This is a genomic window from Micromonospora sp. NPDC000668, assembly GCF_042897975.1.
Lineage (GTDB): Bacteria > Actinomycetota > Actinomycetes > Mycobacteriales > Micromonosporaceae > Micromonospora.
Map to the genome: position 1 here is coordinate 1,513,093 of NZ_JBIAYP010000001.1, position 16,570 is coordinate 1,529,662.

Annotated in this window: 18 protein-coding genes and 1 pseudogene; 1 reads left to right on the top strand and 18 read right to left on the bottom strand. The window is 73.4% G+C overall.

All coding sequences use genetic code 11. The features are described 5' to 3' along the window. Positions 1-32: 32 nt before the first annotated feature. The 4 genes from ACFY29_RS07000 to hisD are packed head-to-tail and all read right to left on the bottom strand — an operon-like array spanning position 33 to position 3,259. A complete protein-coding gene (locus ACFY29_RS07000) occupies positions 33-191 on the bottom strand; it encodes a hypothetical protein (RefSeq protein WP_328426865.1) in 159 nt (52 codons plus the stop codon). 11 nt (positions 192-202) lie between these two features. Further along, on the bottom strand, positions 203-814 hold the full coding sequence (gene hisB / locus ACFY29_RS07005; protein ID WP_328418862.1) for an imidazoleglycerol-phosphate dehydratase HisB: 612 nt from the start codon (positions 812-814) through the stop codon (positions 203-205). A 37-nt stretch (positions 815-851) separates the two neighbouring features. After that, positions 852-1,940: a histidinol-phosphate transaminase gene (locus tag ACFY29_RS07010; protein ID WP_328418863.1), complete on the bottom strand. Its 1,089-nt coding sequence runs from the start codon at positions 1,938-1,940 to the stop codon at positions 852-854. Then, positions 1,937-3,259 (bottom strand): histidinol dehydrogenase, encoded by a 1,323-nt coding sequence (gene hisD, locus ACFY29_RS07015; RefSeq protein WP_386984022.1) that lies wholly within the window; start codon positions 3,257-3,259, stop codon positions 1,937-1,939. Before hisD ends, ACFY29_RS07010 begins: the two co-directional genes overlap by 4 nt. 105 nt (positions 3,260-3,364) lie before the next feature. Here hisD and ACFY29_RS07020 point away from each other — a divergent pair, with 105 nt between their 5' ends. Continuing rightward, a complete protein-coding gene (locus ACFY29_RS07020; protein WP_328418865.1) occupies positions 3,365-4,069 on the top strand; it encodes an LON peptidase substrate-binding domain-containing protein in 705 nt (234 codons plus the stop codon). Here ACFY29_RS07020 and ACFY29_RS07025 read toward each other — a convergent pair. The 14 genes and pseudogenes from ACFY29_RS07025 to ftsZ all read right to left on the bottom strand — a co-directional run bounded on the left by ACFY29_RS07025 (position 3,984) and on the right by ftsZ (position 16,547). After that, positions 3,984-4,841: a DUF2567 domain-containing protein gene (locus ACFY29_RS07025; RefSeq protein ID WP_386984025.1), complete on the bottom strand. Its 858-nt coding sequence runs from the start codon at positions 4,839-4,841 to the stop codon at positions 3,984-3,986. The two genes, ACFY29_RS07020 and ACFY29_RS07025, sit on opposite strands and share 86 nt — an antisense overlap. A 56-nt stretch (positions 4,842-4,897) precedes the next feature. Then, positions 4,898-6,490, bottom strand: a complete 1,593-nt coding sequence (locus ACFY29_RS07030; protein ID WP_386984027.1) for an AAA family ATPase — start codon at positions 6,488-6,490, stop codon at positions 4,898-4,900. 74 nt (positions 6,491-6,564) lie between these two features. Beyond that, complete coding sequence (locus tag ACFY29_RS07035; protein ID WP_386984029.1) at positions 6,565-7,584, bottom strand: hypothetical protein; 1,020 nt, start codon at positions 7,582-7,584, stop codon at positions 6,565-6,567. Positions 7,585-7,626: 42 nt separating this feature from the next. Further along, a complete protein-coding gene (locus ACFY29_RS07040) occupies positions 7,627-8,571 on the bottom strand; it encodes an RluA family pseudouridine synthase (RefSeq protein ID WP_328418869.1) in 945 nt (314 codons plus the stop codon). Then, positions 8,568-9,185 carry a signal peptidase II gene (gene lspA / locus ACFY29_RS07045; RefSeq protein ID WP_328418870.1) on the bottom strand — a complete coding sequence of 206 codons (618 nt, stop codon included), beginning with the start codon at positions 9,183-9,185 and terminating at the stop codon, positions 8,568-8,570. Before lspA ends, ACFY29_RS07040 begins: the two co-directional genes overlap by 4 nt. Before the next feature lie 64 nt (positions 9,186-9,249). Further along, complete coding sequence (locus ACFY29_RS07050; RefSeq protein ID WP_328418871.1) at positions 9,250-9,669, bottom strand: TraR/DksA C4-type zinc finger protein; 420 nt, start codon at positions 9,667-9,669, stop codon at positions 9,250-9,252. 226 nt (positions 9,670-9,895) lie between these two features. Further along, positions 9,896-11,395: a potassium/proton antiporter gene (locus tag ACFY29_RS07055; protein ID WP_328418872.1), complete on the bottom strand. Its 1,500-nt coding sequence runs from the start codon at positions 11,393-11,395 to the stop codon at positions 9,896-9,898. Between the two features lie 22 nt (positions 11,396-11,417). Further along, positions 11,418-11,723, bottom strand: a complete 306-nt coding sequence (locus ACFY29_RS07060) for a DUF167 domain-containing protein (RefSeq protein WP_328418873.1) — start codon at positions 11,721-11,723, stop codon at positions 11,418-11,420. 395 nt (positions 11,724-12,118) lie between these two features. Continuing rightward, positions 12,119-12,529, bottom strand: a pseudogene (locus ACFY29_RS07065) (hypothetical protein); the annotation flags it as partial. Between the two features lie 79 nt (positions 12,530-12,608). Further along, positions 12,609-13,415: a DivIVA domain-containing protein gene (locus ACFY29_RS07070; protein WP_328426792.1), complete on the bottom strand. Its 807-nt coding sequence runs from the start codon at positions 13,413-13,415 to the stop codon at positions 12,609-12,611. Between the two features lie 44 nt (positions 13,416-13,459). Continuing rightward, positions 13,460-13,765: a YggT family protein gene (locus tag ACFY29_RS07075; protein ID WP_030334503.1), complete on the bottom strand. Its 306-nt coding sequence runs from the start codon at positions 13,763-13,765 to the stop codon at positions 13,460-13,462. Positions 13,766-13,795: 30 nt separating this feature from the next. Next, positions 13,796-14,488 carry a cell division protein SepF gene (locus tag ACFY29_RS07080; RefSeq protein ID WP_328418875.1) on the bottom strand — a complete coding sequence of 231 codons (693 nt, stop codon included), beginning with the start codon at positions 14,486-14,488 and terminating at the stop codon, positions 13,796-13,798. A gap of 190 nt (positions 14,489-14,678) precedes the next feature. Next, positions 14,679-15,422 (bottom strand): YggS family pyridoxal phosphate-dependent enzyme, encoded by a 744-nt coding sequence (locus ACFY29_RS07085; protein ID WP_386984033.1) that lies wholly within the window; start codon positions 15,420-15,422, stop codon positions 14,679-14,681. A 9-nt stretch (positions 15,423-15,431) separates the two neighbouring features. Beyond that, entirely contained in the window at positions 15,432-16,547 is a 1,116-nt protein-coding gene (gene ftsZ, locus ACFY29_RS07090; protein ID WP_328418877.1) for a cell division protein FtsZ, read from the bottom strand. Between the last annotated feature and the right edge of the window lie 23 nt (positions 16,548-16,570).

The window sequence follows — 16,570 nt, forward strand, 5'->3', positions numbered from 1 at the left end:
TGCGGGGCTCCGCTGCGCCGCACTCCTCGCGCTCACGCGTCCCCCGGGAGCAGCCAGAGCACGCCGCCGATCGTAGCGAGCACGGCGAGCAACGCGGTGATCACCACGGCAGCCTTCGACGCGCCCTGGCGGTACAGCGACCAGGCACCGCCCACCAGCACCCCGGCCAGGATCAGCAACAACGTCGGCAAAGCGCCACCCATTAGAGAGCCCCCTTCGTGCTCGGGATCGCGCCCGCCGCTCGCGGGTCGATCGCGGTGGCCTCGCGCAGCGCGCGGGAGACCGCCTTGAACTGCGCCTCCACCACGTGGTGCGCGTCCGGGTGACCGCCCGGCCGGGCCGCCCGCAGCACGTCGACGTGCAGGGTGATCCGGGCCGCCTGGCCGAAGGACTCCCAGATGTGCCGGGTCATGCTGGTCGGGTACACCGGGCCGATGTACGGCGCGAGCACCGGCTCGTCGTGCACCACGTACGGCCGGCCGGACAGGTCCACCGCGGCCCGGACCAGCACCTCGTCCATCGGGACGGTCGCCGAGCCGTACCGCCGGATGCCGGCCTTGTCGCCCAGCGCCTGGTCGAACGCGGCGCCCAGGGCGAGCGCCGTGTCCTCCATGGTGTGGTGCGCGTCGATCTCCAGGTCACCCACGGTGCGCACGGTCAGGTCGTAGCCGCCGTGCCGGGCGATCTGGTGCAGCATGTGGTCGTAGAAACCCACGCCGGTGCTGATCTCGGCCGTTCCGGTGCCGTCGAGGTCGATCTCGACGAGCACCTTGGTTTCCTTGGTGATCCGCTCCACCCGGGCGGTCCGGCTCATTGCTCACCTCTCGGTCGCGACTGCGGGTCTCGCACGCTCACTCCCCGCGCTCCGATGGCAGTCTCTCCATCGCGGCAAGGAAGGCGTCAGTTTCGGCGGGGGTGCCGGCAGTGACCCGCAGCCAGCCGGGCAGGCCGACGTCGCGGACCAGCACACCCTGCTCCAGCAGAACGCGCCAGGCGGTGGCCTGGTCACCGCCCACCTCGAAGAGCACGAAGTTGGCGTCGCTGTCGGCCACCCGCAAGCCGCGCCCGCGCAGCGTCGCCACGATCCGGTCCCGCTGCACCATGATCGCGCTCACCGTACCGAGCAGAGCGTCGCGGTGGGCCAGCGCCGCGCGGGCGGCGGCCTGGGTCAGCGCGGAGAGGTGGTACGGCAGCCGGACCAGCTGCACGGCCTGCACCACCGCCGCATCGGCGGCCAGGTAGCCCAGCCGCCCGCCGGCGAAGCCGAACGCCTTGCTCATCGTCCGGGTGACCACCAGCCGCGGATGCCCGGGCAGCACGGCGAGGGCGCTGACCGTGCCGGGCCGAGCGAACTCGGCGTACGCCTCGTCGACCACCACCATGCCGGACGCGGCGTCGAGCACCGCGGCAACCACCGCCGGGTCCAGCGCGGTGCCGGTCGGGTTGTTCGGCGAGCAGAGGAAGACCACGTCGGGCCGGTGCTCGCGGACCTGGGCCACCGCCTCGTCGGCGGTCAGCCCGAAGTCGACGCCGCGCCGCACCGGCACCCACCGGGTGCCGGTGCCGAGCGCCAGCAGCGGATGCATCGAGTACGCCGGGACGAAGCCGAGCGCACTACGACCCGGACCGCCGAACGCCTGGAGCAGCTGCTGCTGGATCTCGTTGGAGCCGTTGGCCGCCCACACCTGCTCGACGGTGAGCCCGTGCCCGAGGTAACCGGCCAGGTCGGCGCGGAGCGCCACGGCGTCCCGGTCCGGGTAGCGGTTCAGCTCGCGCAGCTCGGCCGTGAGTGCCTTGCCGATCGCCTCGACCACCGGCTCGGGCACCGGGTAGGAGTTCTCGTTCGTGTTCAGCCGCACCGGCACGTCCAGCTGCGGCGCTCCGTACGGCGACAGCCCGCGCAGGTCGTCGCGGATCGGCAGGTCGTCGAGCGAGCTCACGCCGACCCTCCCGGGAAGCGGGCCCGGACCGCCTGGCCGTGCGCGGGCAGGTCCTCCACAGTGGCCAGGGTGACCACGTGCGGGGCCACCTCACGCAGCGCGTCCTCGGTGTATTCGATCAGGTGCACACCGCGCAGGAACGACTGCACGGACAGCCCCGAGGAGTGCCGGGCGCAGCCACCGGTGGGCAGCACGTGGTTGGAGCCGGCGCAGTAGTCGCCAAGCGACACCGGCGACCAGGCGCCCACGAAGATCGCCCCCGCGTTGCGTACCCGCAGCGCCCACCCCCGGGCGTCGACCGTCTGGATCTCCAGGTGCTCGGCCGCGTACGCGTCGACCACCCGCAGCCCGGCCTCAAGGTCGTCGACCAGAACCACGCCGCTCTGCTCACCGGTCAGCGCGGCGGTCACCCGCTCGGTGTGCTTGGTCGCCGGCACCTGCCCGGCCAACTCCCGCTCGACCGCCTCGACCAGCGCCACCGACGGGGTGACCAGCACGCTCGCGGCGAGCGGGTCGTGCTCGGCCTGACTGATCAGGTCGGCGGCGACGTGCGCCGGATCGGCCGTGTCGTCGGCCAGGATGGCGATCTCGGTCGGCCCGGCCTCGGCGTCGATGCCGACCACACCACGCAGCAGCCGCTTGGCGGCGGTCACCCAGATGTTGCCCGGGCCGGTGACCAGGTCCACCGGCTCGCAGCGCGCCTCACCCGCCGGGTCGACCGCGGCGCCGTACGCCAGCATCGCCACCGCCTGGGCACCGCCCACGGCGTAGACCTCGTCGACGCCGAGCAACGCGCACGCGGCGAGGACCCGGGGGTCGGGCAGGCCACCGTTGTCCTTCTGTGGTGGGCTGACCACCACCAGCGAGCGCACCCCGGCCGCCTGGGCCGGCACCACGTTCATCACGACAGTCGACGGGTACATGGCCAGCCCGCCGGGGACGTACAGGCCCACCCGGTCGACCGGCAGCCACCGCTCGGTGACCGTGCCGCCGGGCACCACCTGCGTGGTGTGCTCGGTGCGCCGCTGGTCGGCGTGCACACGGCGGGTGCGGCTGATCGACTCCAGCAGCGCGGCGCGCACCTCCGGGTCGAGCACCCCCTCGGCCTCGGCGATCGCCTCGACCGGCACCCGCAGCACCTCGGGCGAGACGCCGTCGAACCGCTCACTGGCCTCCCGGATCGCCGGGTACCCATGCTCCCGGACCGCCTCCACCAGTGGCCGGATCCGCTCGACGGCCACCGACACGTCGAGCTGGGCACGGGGCAGCAGGCGGCGCGAGTCACCGAGACCATTGCGCAGGTCGATCCGATTCAGCACCCTTGCGAGTCTAGGCGGCCGGTCCGGAGCCCACCCGGGCCGCCCGCCAGCCGGGACGGTGAGCCGGGCCACGCCGACGCGGTCAGGATTGGCTAGGCTCGACCTGTGACCGCACGGCTGCCGGTGTTCCCGCTCGCAACGGTGCTCTTTCCCGGGTTGGTGCTACCGCTGCACATCTTCGAGGAGCGCTACCGGGCTCTGGTCCGGCACCTGGTCGACCTGCCCGAGGGTGCCCCGCGCGAGTTCGGGGTGGTGGCCATCCAGGCTGGCTGGGAGGTCGCGCCGACCGGGCCAGGCACGCGGGCGACGCCCGTCAGCGGGGACGTCACCCTGCACGAGGTGGGCTGCACCGCCGAGCTGCGCCAGGTGACCAAGCTGCCCGACGGCGGCTTCGACATCGTCACGGTCGGCCGGCGCCGGTTCCGGGTCGCCGACGTCGACGACCGCTCCGCGCCCTACCTGACCGCCGAGGTCGAGTGGCTGCCCGAGCCGGCCGGCTCGGATGAGGTGGCCGACCTGCTCGCCGCCCGGGTGATCGCCGTGTTCCGGCAGTACCTGGGCCTGATCCGGTCCGACCCGGAGGAGATCTCCGAGCAGTTGCCGGAGGACCCGACCGTGCTCTCCCACCTGGTGGCGGCCACCGCGGCGCTGACCGTCGACGACCGGCAGCGGCTGCTGGCGATCGACGACACCGCCGCCCGGCTCCGTGCCGAGTTGCGGCTGCTCAACCGCGAGGCGGCTCTGCTGCGCCAGGTGCGGGCGGTTCCGGTGCCGCTGGCGGAGTTGGCGTCCCCGCCAACGCCCAACTGAACGCGGTCGGGTCGGGCTCCGGCTCGGGGCGCAGTGACGGCCAGCGCGACCAGCCGGCCAGCAGGGTGTACATGATCGCGGCGCCGAACGCCGGCAGCAGCAGGTTGCCGTGCGGCACCGGCAGCACGCCGAGCAGCCAGTCGACCCCGCCGGCCCGCAGGTCGGCGGGTTTGCTGAAGGCCTGGCCGGGCGGGGCGGTGTCCAGCAGCCGGTCGAAGGTGGCCCGGCCGACCCGCCGGCCCACCTGCCAGGCCACCGGCGCGGCAGCCAGTGCGCCCAGCACGGCGGCGAGCAGCCCGACCGGGCCACGCCACCTGCGCAGCACGAACCATAGGACGAGCGCCGCGAGCACCCCGAAGGCGAGCCCGAGCACGCTGAACCAACCGTCGGCGGCGATCGGCTGCTCCGGCTGCGGCTCGGCGTAGATCGCCCCCTCGGCGGTCTTGAGCACCGGGGTGTCCGGCGCGAGGGCGGCCCAGAGCAGCCCGAGCGGTGCACCCAGCACGGCCAGCGCGAGCGCGGTCCCGAGCACCGTCGCCGCGACCCGCATCCGGCGAGGCGGCTGGTCGGCGCCCTGCTCCAGCGAGCTCTGGTACGCGGCCGAGGGCGGAGAATTGGCCGGATCGAACCCGGCTGGCGGCAACGGTCGGTCCGGCGGTGGCACGGCCGTCGACTCGGCCGACGACGACGGTGTCGCACCTGACGCGCCGGGCGGCGCGGGCCGGTCGGTGTCGTCGACGGGCCGCTCAGGGTCGGGGGTGTCCGGGCTCACCCGATGATCCTCTCAGGCCCGGTGGGGGGCCGGGGCGCCGGTGGCGGCAGACCAGCTCACCGGGCGAACGGCTCCACCATCATCGCCGCCGCGTGCAGCCACGCCTGCCGGGTCTCCGGCTGTAGCTGGTGGTACTCGATCGAGGAGCCGGTCTCCAGTGCCGGGTCGTACGGCACCACGGCCACCCCGCGGGTCCGGGTGGCGAAGTGCCGCTCCAGGTCGTCCTGCAGCGGCAGGCGGCCCGGCGTCGGGCAGGAGATGAGGGTGATCGCGTTGTCGGCCAGCTCTCCCATGCCCTCCTCGTGCAGCAGATCGAGCATCCAGTCGGCGCTGAACGCGGCGTCCTCACGCGGCACGGTGGTCACCACCAGCTGGTCGGCGGCCTGCATCACGGTGCGCCAGTTGGCGCTCTCCACGTTGTTGCCGGTGTCGACGCAGACCACGTCGTGGGTACGCCGGAGCAGCTCCAGCACCCGCCGGACGGTGAACTGGTCCAGTCGCTGGGCGAAGCGTGGGCTCTCCTCTCCGGCCAGCACGTCGTACGAGCCGTCGGAGGCGTGCCGCAGGTAGTCGTCCAACCGCTCCAGCAGGGTCGAGCCCTCCAGGATCTCGATCTGGGCCAGGTCGGTGATCAGGTGGCGGATGGTCCGGGCGTGTCGGGCACTGCCGGCGCGCAGCCCGAGGGTGCCGCGCAGCTCGTTGTCGTCCCAGGCCAGCACGCCCTGCCCGCGGACGCTGCCGACCGTGGCAGCGGCGAGCACGGTCGCGGTGGTCTTGTGCACCCCGCCCTTGGGGTTGGCGAACGCGAACACCCGGGGGGTGCCCAGCTCCCGGCGGAGCACGCCGCTGGCCCGCTCCAGCTCCGGGTCGACACCCTGCGGGCGCCACTCGATACGGGCCGGGTAGCCGCGCTCCGCGATCGCCGAGCCGACCGCCGGGGCGGCTGGCGGGATGACCGGCGGGGCCGGTGGGGTCGGCGTGACCGGCGGGGCGGGCGGGGCCGGCGGGGTCGGCGGGTAGCCGGTCTCCGGCTGGTAGCCGGTCTCCAGCAGCGCGTACCGGGACTCCACCGGCGGGCTGCCGTTGCGGTAGCCGTTGTCCAGCAGCGCGTAGCGCGACTGGACCGGCTCGGCCCGGCTCGGCGGCGGCTCGGGTTCGGGTTCGGGTTCGGCCCGGTACACCGGCTCCGCCCGGTACGCCTGCTCGGCCCGATAGTCCGGCTCCGCCCGGTACACCGGCTCGGCGCGATAGTCCGGCTCCGCCCGGTACGCGGGCTCCGCCCGGTAGTCCGGCTCGGCCCGGTACGCGGACTCCGCCCGGTAGTCCGGCTCGGCCCGGTACGTCGGCTCGGCACGATAGGCGGGGTCGACCCGGTAGGTCGCCTCGGCCCGGTAACCGGGCTCCGCGCCGTACGACAGCTCGGCCGGATGCCCGATGGCCGATGCCCGACCGGAGTAGCCGTTGGGGTTCGCGCGCCGCGGCAGGGGAGCCGGCGGTGGCTCCTCGGCCCGCCGCTCGGGCTCGGCCTGCTCAGCGGCGCGGCTGCCGTGCCGGGCGCGGTCCAGCAATGCCCGCCACCTCGGCGCTGGTTCGGCCGGCCGGCCCCAGCCGGTCTCACTGCCCTCCACGGCCCGCCCTCCCAGCGCCATCGATCTCCGTCTGACAGGCTACGAAGGAAACCCTATTCGGACCACACCACGGCGTGCACATCACCCGGCGCGGATCACGACGGGCTGGGTGCCAGCGGCGCGGAACCGGTGGCGTCCGGGGAGGTGGCGACGGTCGGCGGGGCCGGCTCGGTGGGCTCCACAGACGACGGCTCGGGTGACGGGATCGTCACGACCGGTGCGGGTTCCGACGATTCGCCCATCGGCGCCGGGGACACCGGCGCCGGCTCCCCCCGCCCGTCCGAGGTCGGGTCCGGGGTCGGCCCGCTGTCGGCCGGCGGACGGACCACGTCGTGCTGCTCGGGCAACGGCGGCGTGAAGACGGTGCGGTCCAGCCGGTACACCTCGGGGGCGGGGTCGACCGCCCGCACGTCCGGCCGGGCAGCCACCCCGCGCAGGACCCCCGGCGTCGCCCGCACCACCGCCGCGTAGACGCAGGCGCAGCCGGTGCGGTACGCCGCCGCCTCGGCCGTCGCCACGCCCGCGCCGCTGGCGTACCGCTCGCGCAACTCCCGCTCGGCGGCACCGTCGCCGCTCACCGCGGCGGCCCTGGCCCGGTAGTCGGCGGCCTCGGTGTCCTTACGGACGGCCACCTGCTCCATCCCGGCGACCACGTCGTCCGGCACCCGCAGCGCGGGAATCTTCACGATCTCGGTCTGCCGGCCAGGCAGCGGCACCCGCCCGAAGACCGTCGAGACCGGCACGTCGCCGAGCACCGCCGCCAGTCGCTGCGGCGGCAGGTACGCGCCAAGCGTGACCAGTGCGTAGGTCCCGTCCCCGGTGGCCGGGGCCGCCGTCGGCAGCGCGGCCAGGTCGGCGGCGGCGGACCGCAGGTAGCCGGGGACGGAGTCGCCGTCGACGACTCCGACCCGGGTCACCTCGCCCACCGTCCGGTCGCCGACCGGAGTGTCGTCGGCGGCCCAGACCGCGGTGCCCAGCACCGCCGCCGTGGAGAGCAGAGCGGCCCAGGTGAGCACCCCGAACCGCGCCGACCGGTCATTCAGCCGGCCCACGGCCCGGGTCAGCGGCGGCAGCAGCCGTTGGTCCAACTGCCGCAGCAGGTCGCCGGCGCGCACGGGCGGGATCCCCTCGTCGGATCGGTGTCGGGTGGCCGCCGCTCAGTCACGCAGGACCTGAAGCGCGCGTTCCAGGTCGTCAGGGTAGTCGCTGACGAACCGGACCTCGTCCCCCGTTCGGGGGTGCAGGAAGCTCAATTCGCGAGCGTGCAGCCACTGTCGGGCCAGCCCGAGCCGGGCCGAGAGGGTGGGGTCGGCACCGTAGGTGAGGTCGCCCACACAGGGGTGCCGCAGAGTGGAGAAGTGCACCCGGATCTGGTGGGTTCGGCCGGTCTCCAGTCGGACGTCGACCAGGCTGGCCGCCGGGAACGCCTCCAGCGTGTCGTAGTGGGTGATGCTCGGCTTGCCGCCGGAGACCACGGCCCAACGGTAGTCGTGGGTGGGGTGCCGGTCGATCGGCGCGTCGACGGTGCCGCGCAGCGGGTCCAGGTGCCCCTGCACCACCGCGTGGTAGCCCTTGTCCACCTCGCGGTACTTGAAGGCCCGCTTCAACGCGGTGTACGCCTGCTCGCTCTTGGCCACCACCATGATCCCGGTGGTGCCCACGTCGAGCCGGTGCACCACACCCTGCCGCTCTGCCGCGCCGCTGGTGGAGATGCGGTGCCCGATCGCCGCCAGCGCGCCGATCACCGTCGGGCCGGTCCAGCCCGGGCTCGGGTGCGCGGCCACGCCCACCGGCTTGTCCACCACCACGATGTCGTCATCGGCGTACACCACCCGCAGGCCGGGCACCGCCTGCGGCACCATGGTCGGTGGTGCGACCGGCGCCGGCAGCGTGACATCCAGCCACGAGCCGGCCTTGACCTTGTGCGAGTTGGGCCGGGCCGTGCCGTCGACCAGCGCGTCCCCGGCATCGACCAGGGCCGCGGCGGCGGTGCGGGAGAGCCCGAACAGCCGGGACACCGCCTGGTCCAGTCGCATCCCCTCGAGGCCGTCGGGCACGGGCAGTGAACGGTGGTCGCCGCCAGCGGCGAACGCGGAGGTCACGCCCGCTCCCGCTGGTCGGCGCCGTGGGTGGCTTCGCTCGCGTCGGTTGGCTTGCCGTCGCGACCGACCCGCCGGCCGTCACGCTGACGGCCCGTCAGCTCCAGCAGCACGGCCAGCAGCACGCCGCACACCAGCGAACTGTCGGCCAGGTTGAACACCGGCCAGACCTGGCCGTACGGGTCGAAGAGGCTGATCATGTCGACCACGTGCCCGTGGAAGGGGGAGGGTGCCCGGAAGATCCGGTCGATGAGGTTGCCCAGCGCGCCGCCGAGCACCAGGCCGAGTGAGATCGCCCAGGGCAGCGAGCGCAGCCGCAGTGCCATCCAGACGATCCAGCCGACCACACCGATGGTGATCAGCGGGAAGACCCAGGTGTGGTCCGAGCCGATGCTCCACGCCGCACCGCTGTTGCGGGTCAGGCTCAGGTAGACCAGTCCGCCGAGCAACCGGACCGGCTCCCGGTCGGTCAGCGCGGCCAGCGCGAGGTGCTTGGTGACCAGGTCGGCCAGCAGGGCCACCAGGGCGACTCCGGCGAGGATCGCGATGGCCCGGGGCCGGCGTTTACCCCCGCCCGGGTCGGTGCGGCCGGGTTCGGCGGACGGTGCTGCGGTCATGCGCTCCCCATCGACAGTCTCGGCGGTGATCGCTCACCGTCTCATCGCCGCCGGGGAGCGGACCTCAGCGCCGCTCCTCCAGCTGCTTGCACGTCACGCACAGGGTGGCGGATGGGAAGGCGGCGAGGCGCTCGACCGGGATCGGGTTGCCGCACCGCTCGCACCAGCCGTATCCACCCTCGTCGAGGCGCTCCAGGGCGCGCTCGACCTGCGTGATCCGTTCCAGGATGCTGTTGGCGAGAGAGATCTCCTGCTCCCGCTCGAGCGTCTTGGTGCCCGTGTCGGCCTGGTCGTCCCCGGCCGAGTCGGTCAGCCGATCGCGCTGCAGCTCGGTGATCTCACTCAGCGTCTGATCGTACTCGGCGCGAAGCTCGTCCCGCCGCGCCGCCAGCGCCGCCCGGATCTTCTCGGTCTCCGCCGCGCTGCGGGTGGCCTTGGCCACCGGCTTTCGGCCGGCGGTCTTGGTGTCGGCTGGCTTCGCCATGGGTCGCTCCCTCGGCCGCGGCACCGGGGTGGCCCGCGATGCCTGGTCAGGGGGCGCCGACCAGGGCGTCCCCTATGTACGAAAAGGGGCGCACGGCAACGAAGGCCGCACACTCCGGAGGTTGGCAAGAATACGGAACGTACAGGCGTCCGACAACGTGCCGCACCGTCGCACCGCTCCACAGCCCCGAGCCTTGCCTAACTGGGGCAAAGGGAACGTTAGCAGATCAACCGGGCGCCTCATCCCCGTACTCACCAAACCACCGGGCCAGCCGACCCCGCCGGCTGACCGCCCGCAGCCGCCGCTCGGCGGCGTCACGCACCCCGGCGGTGGCCACGATCAACAAGCTGTCGCCGGTCTTCAGTCGAGTGTCCGGGCCGGGCACGAAGCCCACGCCGTCGCGCAGCACCAGGGTGACCGAGGCGCCCAGCGGCAGCCGCAGCTCGTCGACGTGTACGCCGGCCAGCCGCGACCCCGGTGGTACCTCCAGCTGGAGCAGGTCGGCCCGCATCCGCTCCAGCGGGGCGGTCTCCACGTGGATCTCGGTGGCCTCGGCCGGCGCGGTCACCCCCAGCCGGCGGGCGAACGGCCCGAGCGTCCCGGTCTGCACCAGCGTGAAGATCACCACCAGCACGAAGACGGCGTCGAAGAGCCGTTCCGCGCCGGGCACCCGTTCGGAGAGCGGAATGGTGGCCAGCACGATCGGCACCGCCCCCCGCAGCCCGGCCCAGGACAGGAACGCCTGCTCGCGCAGGCCGACCTGGAACGGCAGCGCCGACACGAAGACCGACAGCGGCCGGGCCAGCAGCACCAGCGCCAGCCCGGCGACCACCGCCGGCAGCACCGCCGCGTCCAGCCGGACCGGCGAGACCAGCAGCCCGAGCAGCACGAACAGGCCGATCTGGGCGAGCCAGGCCAGCCCGTCGGCGAAGCCGAGAATCGCCTGCCGGTGCGGCAGCCGGGCATTGCCCAGCAGCACCCCGGCCACGTAGACGGCAAGGAACCCCGAGGCGTGCAGCACCGCCCCCGCGGCGTACGCCAGCACGGTGATCCCCACCGCGGCGATCGGGTACAGCCCGGAGGAGGGCAGTGCCGCCCGGCGCAGCGCCCAGGCGCCGCCCAGGCCGACGCCCACGCCCACCGCGGCGCCGACGCCCAACTCGTAGGCGACCAGGCCGGCCTCGTACCACCACGGGTGCGACCAGCCCTCGTGGGACAGGAGCACCACCAGCAGCACCACCGGGGCGTCGTTCATGCCCGACTCGGCCTCCAACGTGGCCACCGGCCGGGGTGGCAGGCGCAGCCGGCGCAGGGTGGCGAAGACAGCGGCCGCGTCGGTCGAGGAGAGCACCGCGCCGTAGAGCAGCGCCAGCCGCCAGTCCAGCCCGAGCAGCAGGTGCAGTACGACGCCGACCACCCCGATGCTGACCACCACGCCGACCGTGGAGAGCGCGGCGGCCAGCCCGAGCACCGGACGCAGGGTGCTCCACCGGGCGGTCAGGCCACCCTCTGCGATGATCACGATCAGGGCGCAGAAGCCGAGGGTCCGCGTCAGGTCGACGTCGTCGAAGCGGATGCCCAGCCCGGACTCGCCGATCGCCACGCCCAGCGCCAGGTAGACCAGGAGGCTGGGCACCCCGAGCCGGGTGGAGAGCCGGACCGCGCCGACCGCCACCAGCAGCACGGCCGCGCCGAGGAGCAGCGCGATATCCAGCCCGGGCGTCACGGTTGCCTGGCCCGGGCGTTCCTCACCCGGCGGATCCGTCGCGCAGGCGGCACAGCACCTCGGACAGCCCCGGGCCGGGACGGTCGACGAGGAAGAGCTTGTCCCGGCTGGCCGCGCCGGTACGCAGCGACACCGCCGCCGGCCGGACGCCCAACGCGCCGGCCAACGCCCGGCGGGCGGCCTCGGTGGCCCGACCGTCGACCGCGGGGGCGTGCACCGCGATCACCAGAGCGGGGCCGTGCGGGCCGTCGAACCGGCCGCCGACCCGGTCCCGGGATGCGTTGGGCTTCACCCGTACCGCCACGGTGAGCGTGTCCTGGGCGGTCACCGGACGCCGTTTCAGATCGGCCGGGCGTCGGCCAGCAGGGCGGTGGCCGGCGCGCAGTGCGCGCACGGGGTGAAGCCGAGCTCGACGGCCTCGGCGACCGGCAGCGTCTCGGGCACCCGGTTGGCCAGGTGCGAGCAGGTGGCGAGGTGGTACCGGGGCCGACCGTCCACCACCTCGACGGGGTCGGGCAACCGGGCGACCCGGGCCGCCTCGGCCGGGGTGATCGGTTGCTCGGTCGGCTCGTCGTCTGCGGCCTCTGCCGCCGGGGCATCGAGGCGTGCCGCCTCGTCGACCGGGGCCGCGAAGGGAGACACCTGGCCGCCGGGGGTGGACGCCTGGTCGGCCGGGGTGGGCGCCTGGTCGGCCGGGGTGGGCGCCTGGTCGGCCGGGGTGGGCGCCTGGTCGGCCGGGGTCGCGAAGGGCGGCCCCTGCTCCACCGGCGCGTCGAAGGGCGACGCGTGGTCGGCCGGCGGCTCGGGTGGTTGCCGCCACCCGGTGCCGCCGGTACCGAACGTCGTGGGCACGTGCTGGACCGGGACTTCCGGCTCGACCAGCGGCGGCCCGTACGCGACACCCGGTCCGGCCTGGTTGGCCGTGCGGGGCGCTCCGGGGTGCCGCCAGCCGGGCCGGCCGGGCTCCGCCGTCGCGCGGTTGGCGGCTGCCTGGCGGGCGCCCACCACCAACGCCACGGCGGCCAGCAGACTGGCCGCGATGGAGATGATCAACATAAAGCTGGAGCCACCGGCCAGGCCGAGCACCAGCAGCACCACCGCGACGAGGATGAGCAGCAGACTTGCGACTATCACGGCTCACCCCCGCCGCGTCGTACCGTCCAGGCGGGGCCGGCGACCGTCACCATCGGCGGACGCGATCGCCGGCCGGTGCTCAGCGTCCGGCTTCGAGGGCGCCGGAGCGCCCGCCGCCGCCGTACGAACCGGCGAGGCCCGCCGCGGCCAGCCCGTTGCCACCACCGGCGACCCGGCCTGCCTCGGAGCGGGTCATCTCGGCCTCGAGGCCCTGGCCGCGACCGTCGAGGTCACGCAGCTGGCTCTCCAGGTAGGCCTTGAGGCGGGTGCGGTACTCGCGCTCGAACTGCTTGAGCTCTTCGATGTGCTTCTGCAGCGCCGTGCGCTTGGCGTCCAGGCCGCCCATGGCCTCCTGGTGCCGCTGGCGGGCGTCCCGCTCGAGGGCGTCGGCCTTCGCGCGAGCCTCGCGGGTCACCTCCTCGGCCTTGCCGCGGGCCTCGGACAGCAGCTGGTCGGCCTCGCGGCGCGCGTCGGACACGTGGTCGTCGGCGGTGCGCTGGGCCATCATCAGCACGCGCAGGGCCTGCTGCTCACCGTCACCGGTGACCGCCGGGCCGCCGGTCGCGCGAACCTGCTCCAGCTCGGCCTGCATGGCGCGGGCGGCCTGCTCGGCGGACGCCTTGTCGCGCTGCACCCGGTCAAGCTGGGCCTTGACGTCGTTGAGCTCTGCCGCCAGTCGGGCGTCGCCGCCGGGGCCGGCGGGGGCACCGCCACGGCCGCCGCGCTCCACCTGGGCGCGCAGTTCGTTGTTCTCCTCGATGAGACGGGCGAGCTCGCGCTCGACCTCGTCCAGGAAGGCGTCGACCTCCTCCTCGTCGTAGCCCCGCTTGCCGATCGGCGGCTTTTTGAAGGCGACGTTGTGGACGTCGGCCGGGGTCAGCGGCATCGAAACTCCTCGGGTCAGTTGCGGCCGCGAAAGCGCGTCGGTCATCAGGCAGATGCCCTGATCGACGGCCCTAACACGAACTCCATCAGCACGAACAGGATAACCAGGAGCACAAGGGAGGCCAGGTCGATGCTCACGGTACCAATTCGCAGCGGAGGGATCACACGCCTCAACGCGTTGAGAGGGGGATCAGTGACGCTCCACACGGATTCCAATCCTGCCGATGCTCCACGCCCCGGTTGCCACCGACGGCCGTACTGCAGGACGGCGCTCAGCACAAACCTGGACAGAAGAAGGAGCAGGAAGACATAAAGGATCAGGTACAACACTTGCAGCAAGATCGACAACACGGTCAGCGACGTCCCTCGGGTCGGGCGGGATCAACTCAGACTGAAAAAACCGCCCTCAGCGATCTTGGCCTTGTCCTCCGCGGTGACCTGGACATTGGCCGGTGAGAGCAGGAACACCCGATTGGTCACGCGCTCGATCGTACCGCGCAGCCCGAACGCCAGACCGGCGGCGAAGTCAACCAGACGGCGGGCATCGGCCTCATCCATCTCGGTGAGGTTGATGATCACCGGCACCCCGTCGCGGAAGTGCTCACCGATGGTGCGCGCCTCCCGGTAGGTGGTCGGGTGCAGCGTGGTGATCTGGTAGCGCTGCTCCTCCTCGGGCACCGCCCGCTCACGCAGGCTGGCCTGCGGCGCGAGGGCAAGGTTGTCCCGGGTGTGGTAGGTCAGCGCACCGGAGGTCTCGCCGGCAGACGACCGGGTGATCGACCGGACGCTGGACCGCTCGACCCGCTCCGGACGCTCGCCGTCGCCCCGGTCGGAGTCGCTGACGCGCCCGTTCGCCCGGTCGGAGAGCCGACCCCGCTCACTGGCCCGCGGCCGGGGAGCCGGCGGCTCCTCGGTGTCGTCGTCGTCCTCGTCAGCGAACTCCTCGGCGTACCGGCTCTGCCGGTACCGCGAGTCGCGGTAGCCACCCTTGTCGTAGCCACCGTCATCGTAGGCCCGCTCGTCGTCCTCTTCGACCAGACCGAGCCAGACCCCCGCCTTGCGCAGTGCACCCATCCCGCGCCCTTCCGTCCGCCGTGCGGCACGCGCCCCCGTGCCATGTCGCTCGTCGCGATTGGACAACCATGCCCATCGGACCGGAACGGCAATCCCCTGGCGCGCGATTCGCGTCGCACGCCACGACCCCCGACAAGGAGACGCCGTCCCTGAAACAACACTGATGTAATTTGCTTCTTTCGCGGTCAGGCTACCGCAGCGTGGGGCGCATTCCGAGCAACGCGCTACCGACGCGGACATGTGTCGCGCCGTATCGGATCGCGATTTCCAGGTCGCCGCTCATTCCAGCGGACAACGCGCTCGCTCCCGGGTGGACCGCGCGAAACGCCTCGGCCACCTCGGCCAGCCGGGCGAAAGCCCGCTCCGGCGCCCAGCCCAGCGGCGCCACCGCCATCAGGCCGCCCAGCCGCAGGGCCGACGCACCGGCCAGCGCCTCGGCCACCGCCTCCAGCCCGACGCTCGGGTCGGCCGAATCGGGCAGCGCGCCACCCCGGGCCGGATCGCCGTCGATGCTCACCTGCACCAGGGCGGCCAACGGTCGCTCCCGGTCGGCCGCCGCGGTGGCCAGCGCCCGGGCCAGCCGGACACTGTCGACGGAGTGCACCACGTCGGCGTACCGGACCACCGAACGGGCCTTGTTGCGCTGTAGCTGGCCGATGAAGTGCCAGCGCGGGCTCACCCCGGCCGCGGCCACCTCGGCGGCCTTACCGGCCGCCTCCTGGTCGCGGTTCTCCCCCACGTCGGTCACCCCGAGCCCGGCCAGCGCCAGTACGTCGTCCGCCGGGTAGGTCTTGGTCACCGCGATCATCGTGACCTCGGAACGGTCCCGGCCGGCGTCCGCGCACGCGTCGGCGATCCGGGCCCGGACCTGGGCCAGGCCGGCCGCGAGTTCGGCACGCCGCTCCGGTCGTACCGTGGCTGGGCTGTCGGTCATCGGCGGTGCTCAGGACCCGTTCTTGAGGAAGTCGGGCACGTCCACGTCGTCGAAGAGCACCCGACGCGGCGACTGGGTCGGGGCCGGCATGGTGACCGGCGCCGGGACCGGAGCGCTCTGCGGCGCCGGCTGGTTGGTGTTGGTCTTGCGGGACGGCTCGGCCGCCTTGTACGCCGGCGTGCCGCCGTCGAAGCCCGCCGCGATGACCGTCACCCGCACCTCGTCGCCGAGCGCGTCGTCGATCACCGCGCCGAAGATGATGTTGGCGTCCGGGTGGGCCGCGTCGGTGACCAGCTGGGCCGCGTCGTTGATCTCGAACAGGCCCAGGTCGGAGCCGCCGGCGATGGAGAGCAGCACGCCGCGCGCGCCGTCCATGCTCTGCTCCAGCAGCGGGCTGGAGATGGCCGCCTCGGCCGCCTCGACCGCGCGGTTCTCGCCGCGGGCGCTGCCGATGCCCATCAGCGCGCTGCCGGCACCGCTCATGACGCTCTTGACGTCGGCGAAGTCCAGGTTGATCAGACCCGGGGTGGTGATCAGGTCGGTGATGCCCTGCACACCGGAGAGCAGCACCTGGTCGGCGGTGCGGAACGCGTCCATCATGCTGATGCCGCGGTCGCCGAGTGCCAGCAGCCGGTCGTTCGGGATGACGATCAGGGTGTCGCACTGGTTGCGCAGTTCGTCTATTCCGGTCTCGGCCTGCACCTGGCGGCGCTTTCCCTCGAAGGAGAACGGCCGGGTCACCACGCCGATGGTCAGCGCGCCGAGCTTGCGGGCGATGTTCGCCACCACGGGCGCCCCGCCGGTGCCGGTGCCGCCGCCCTCGCCGCAGGTCACGAAGACCATGTCGGCGCCCTTGAGCACCTCCTCGATCTCGTCGCGGTGGTCCTCGGCGGCGTTCTTGCCGACATCCGGGTTGGCCCCGGCGCCCAGGCCGCGGGTCAGCTCCCGGCCGACGTCGAGCTTGACGTCGGCGTCACTCATCAGCAGCGCCTGGGCATCGGTGTTGATCGCGATGAACTCGACGCCCTTGAGCCCAACCTCGATCATCCGGTTGACGGCGTTGACGCCGCCGCCCCCGATGCCGACGACCTTGATGACCGCCAGGTAGTTGTGCGGAGGTGTCATCTCCGGTCCTTTCCCTTCGAGAT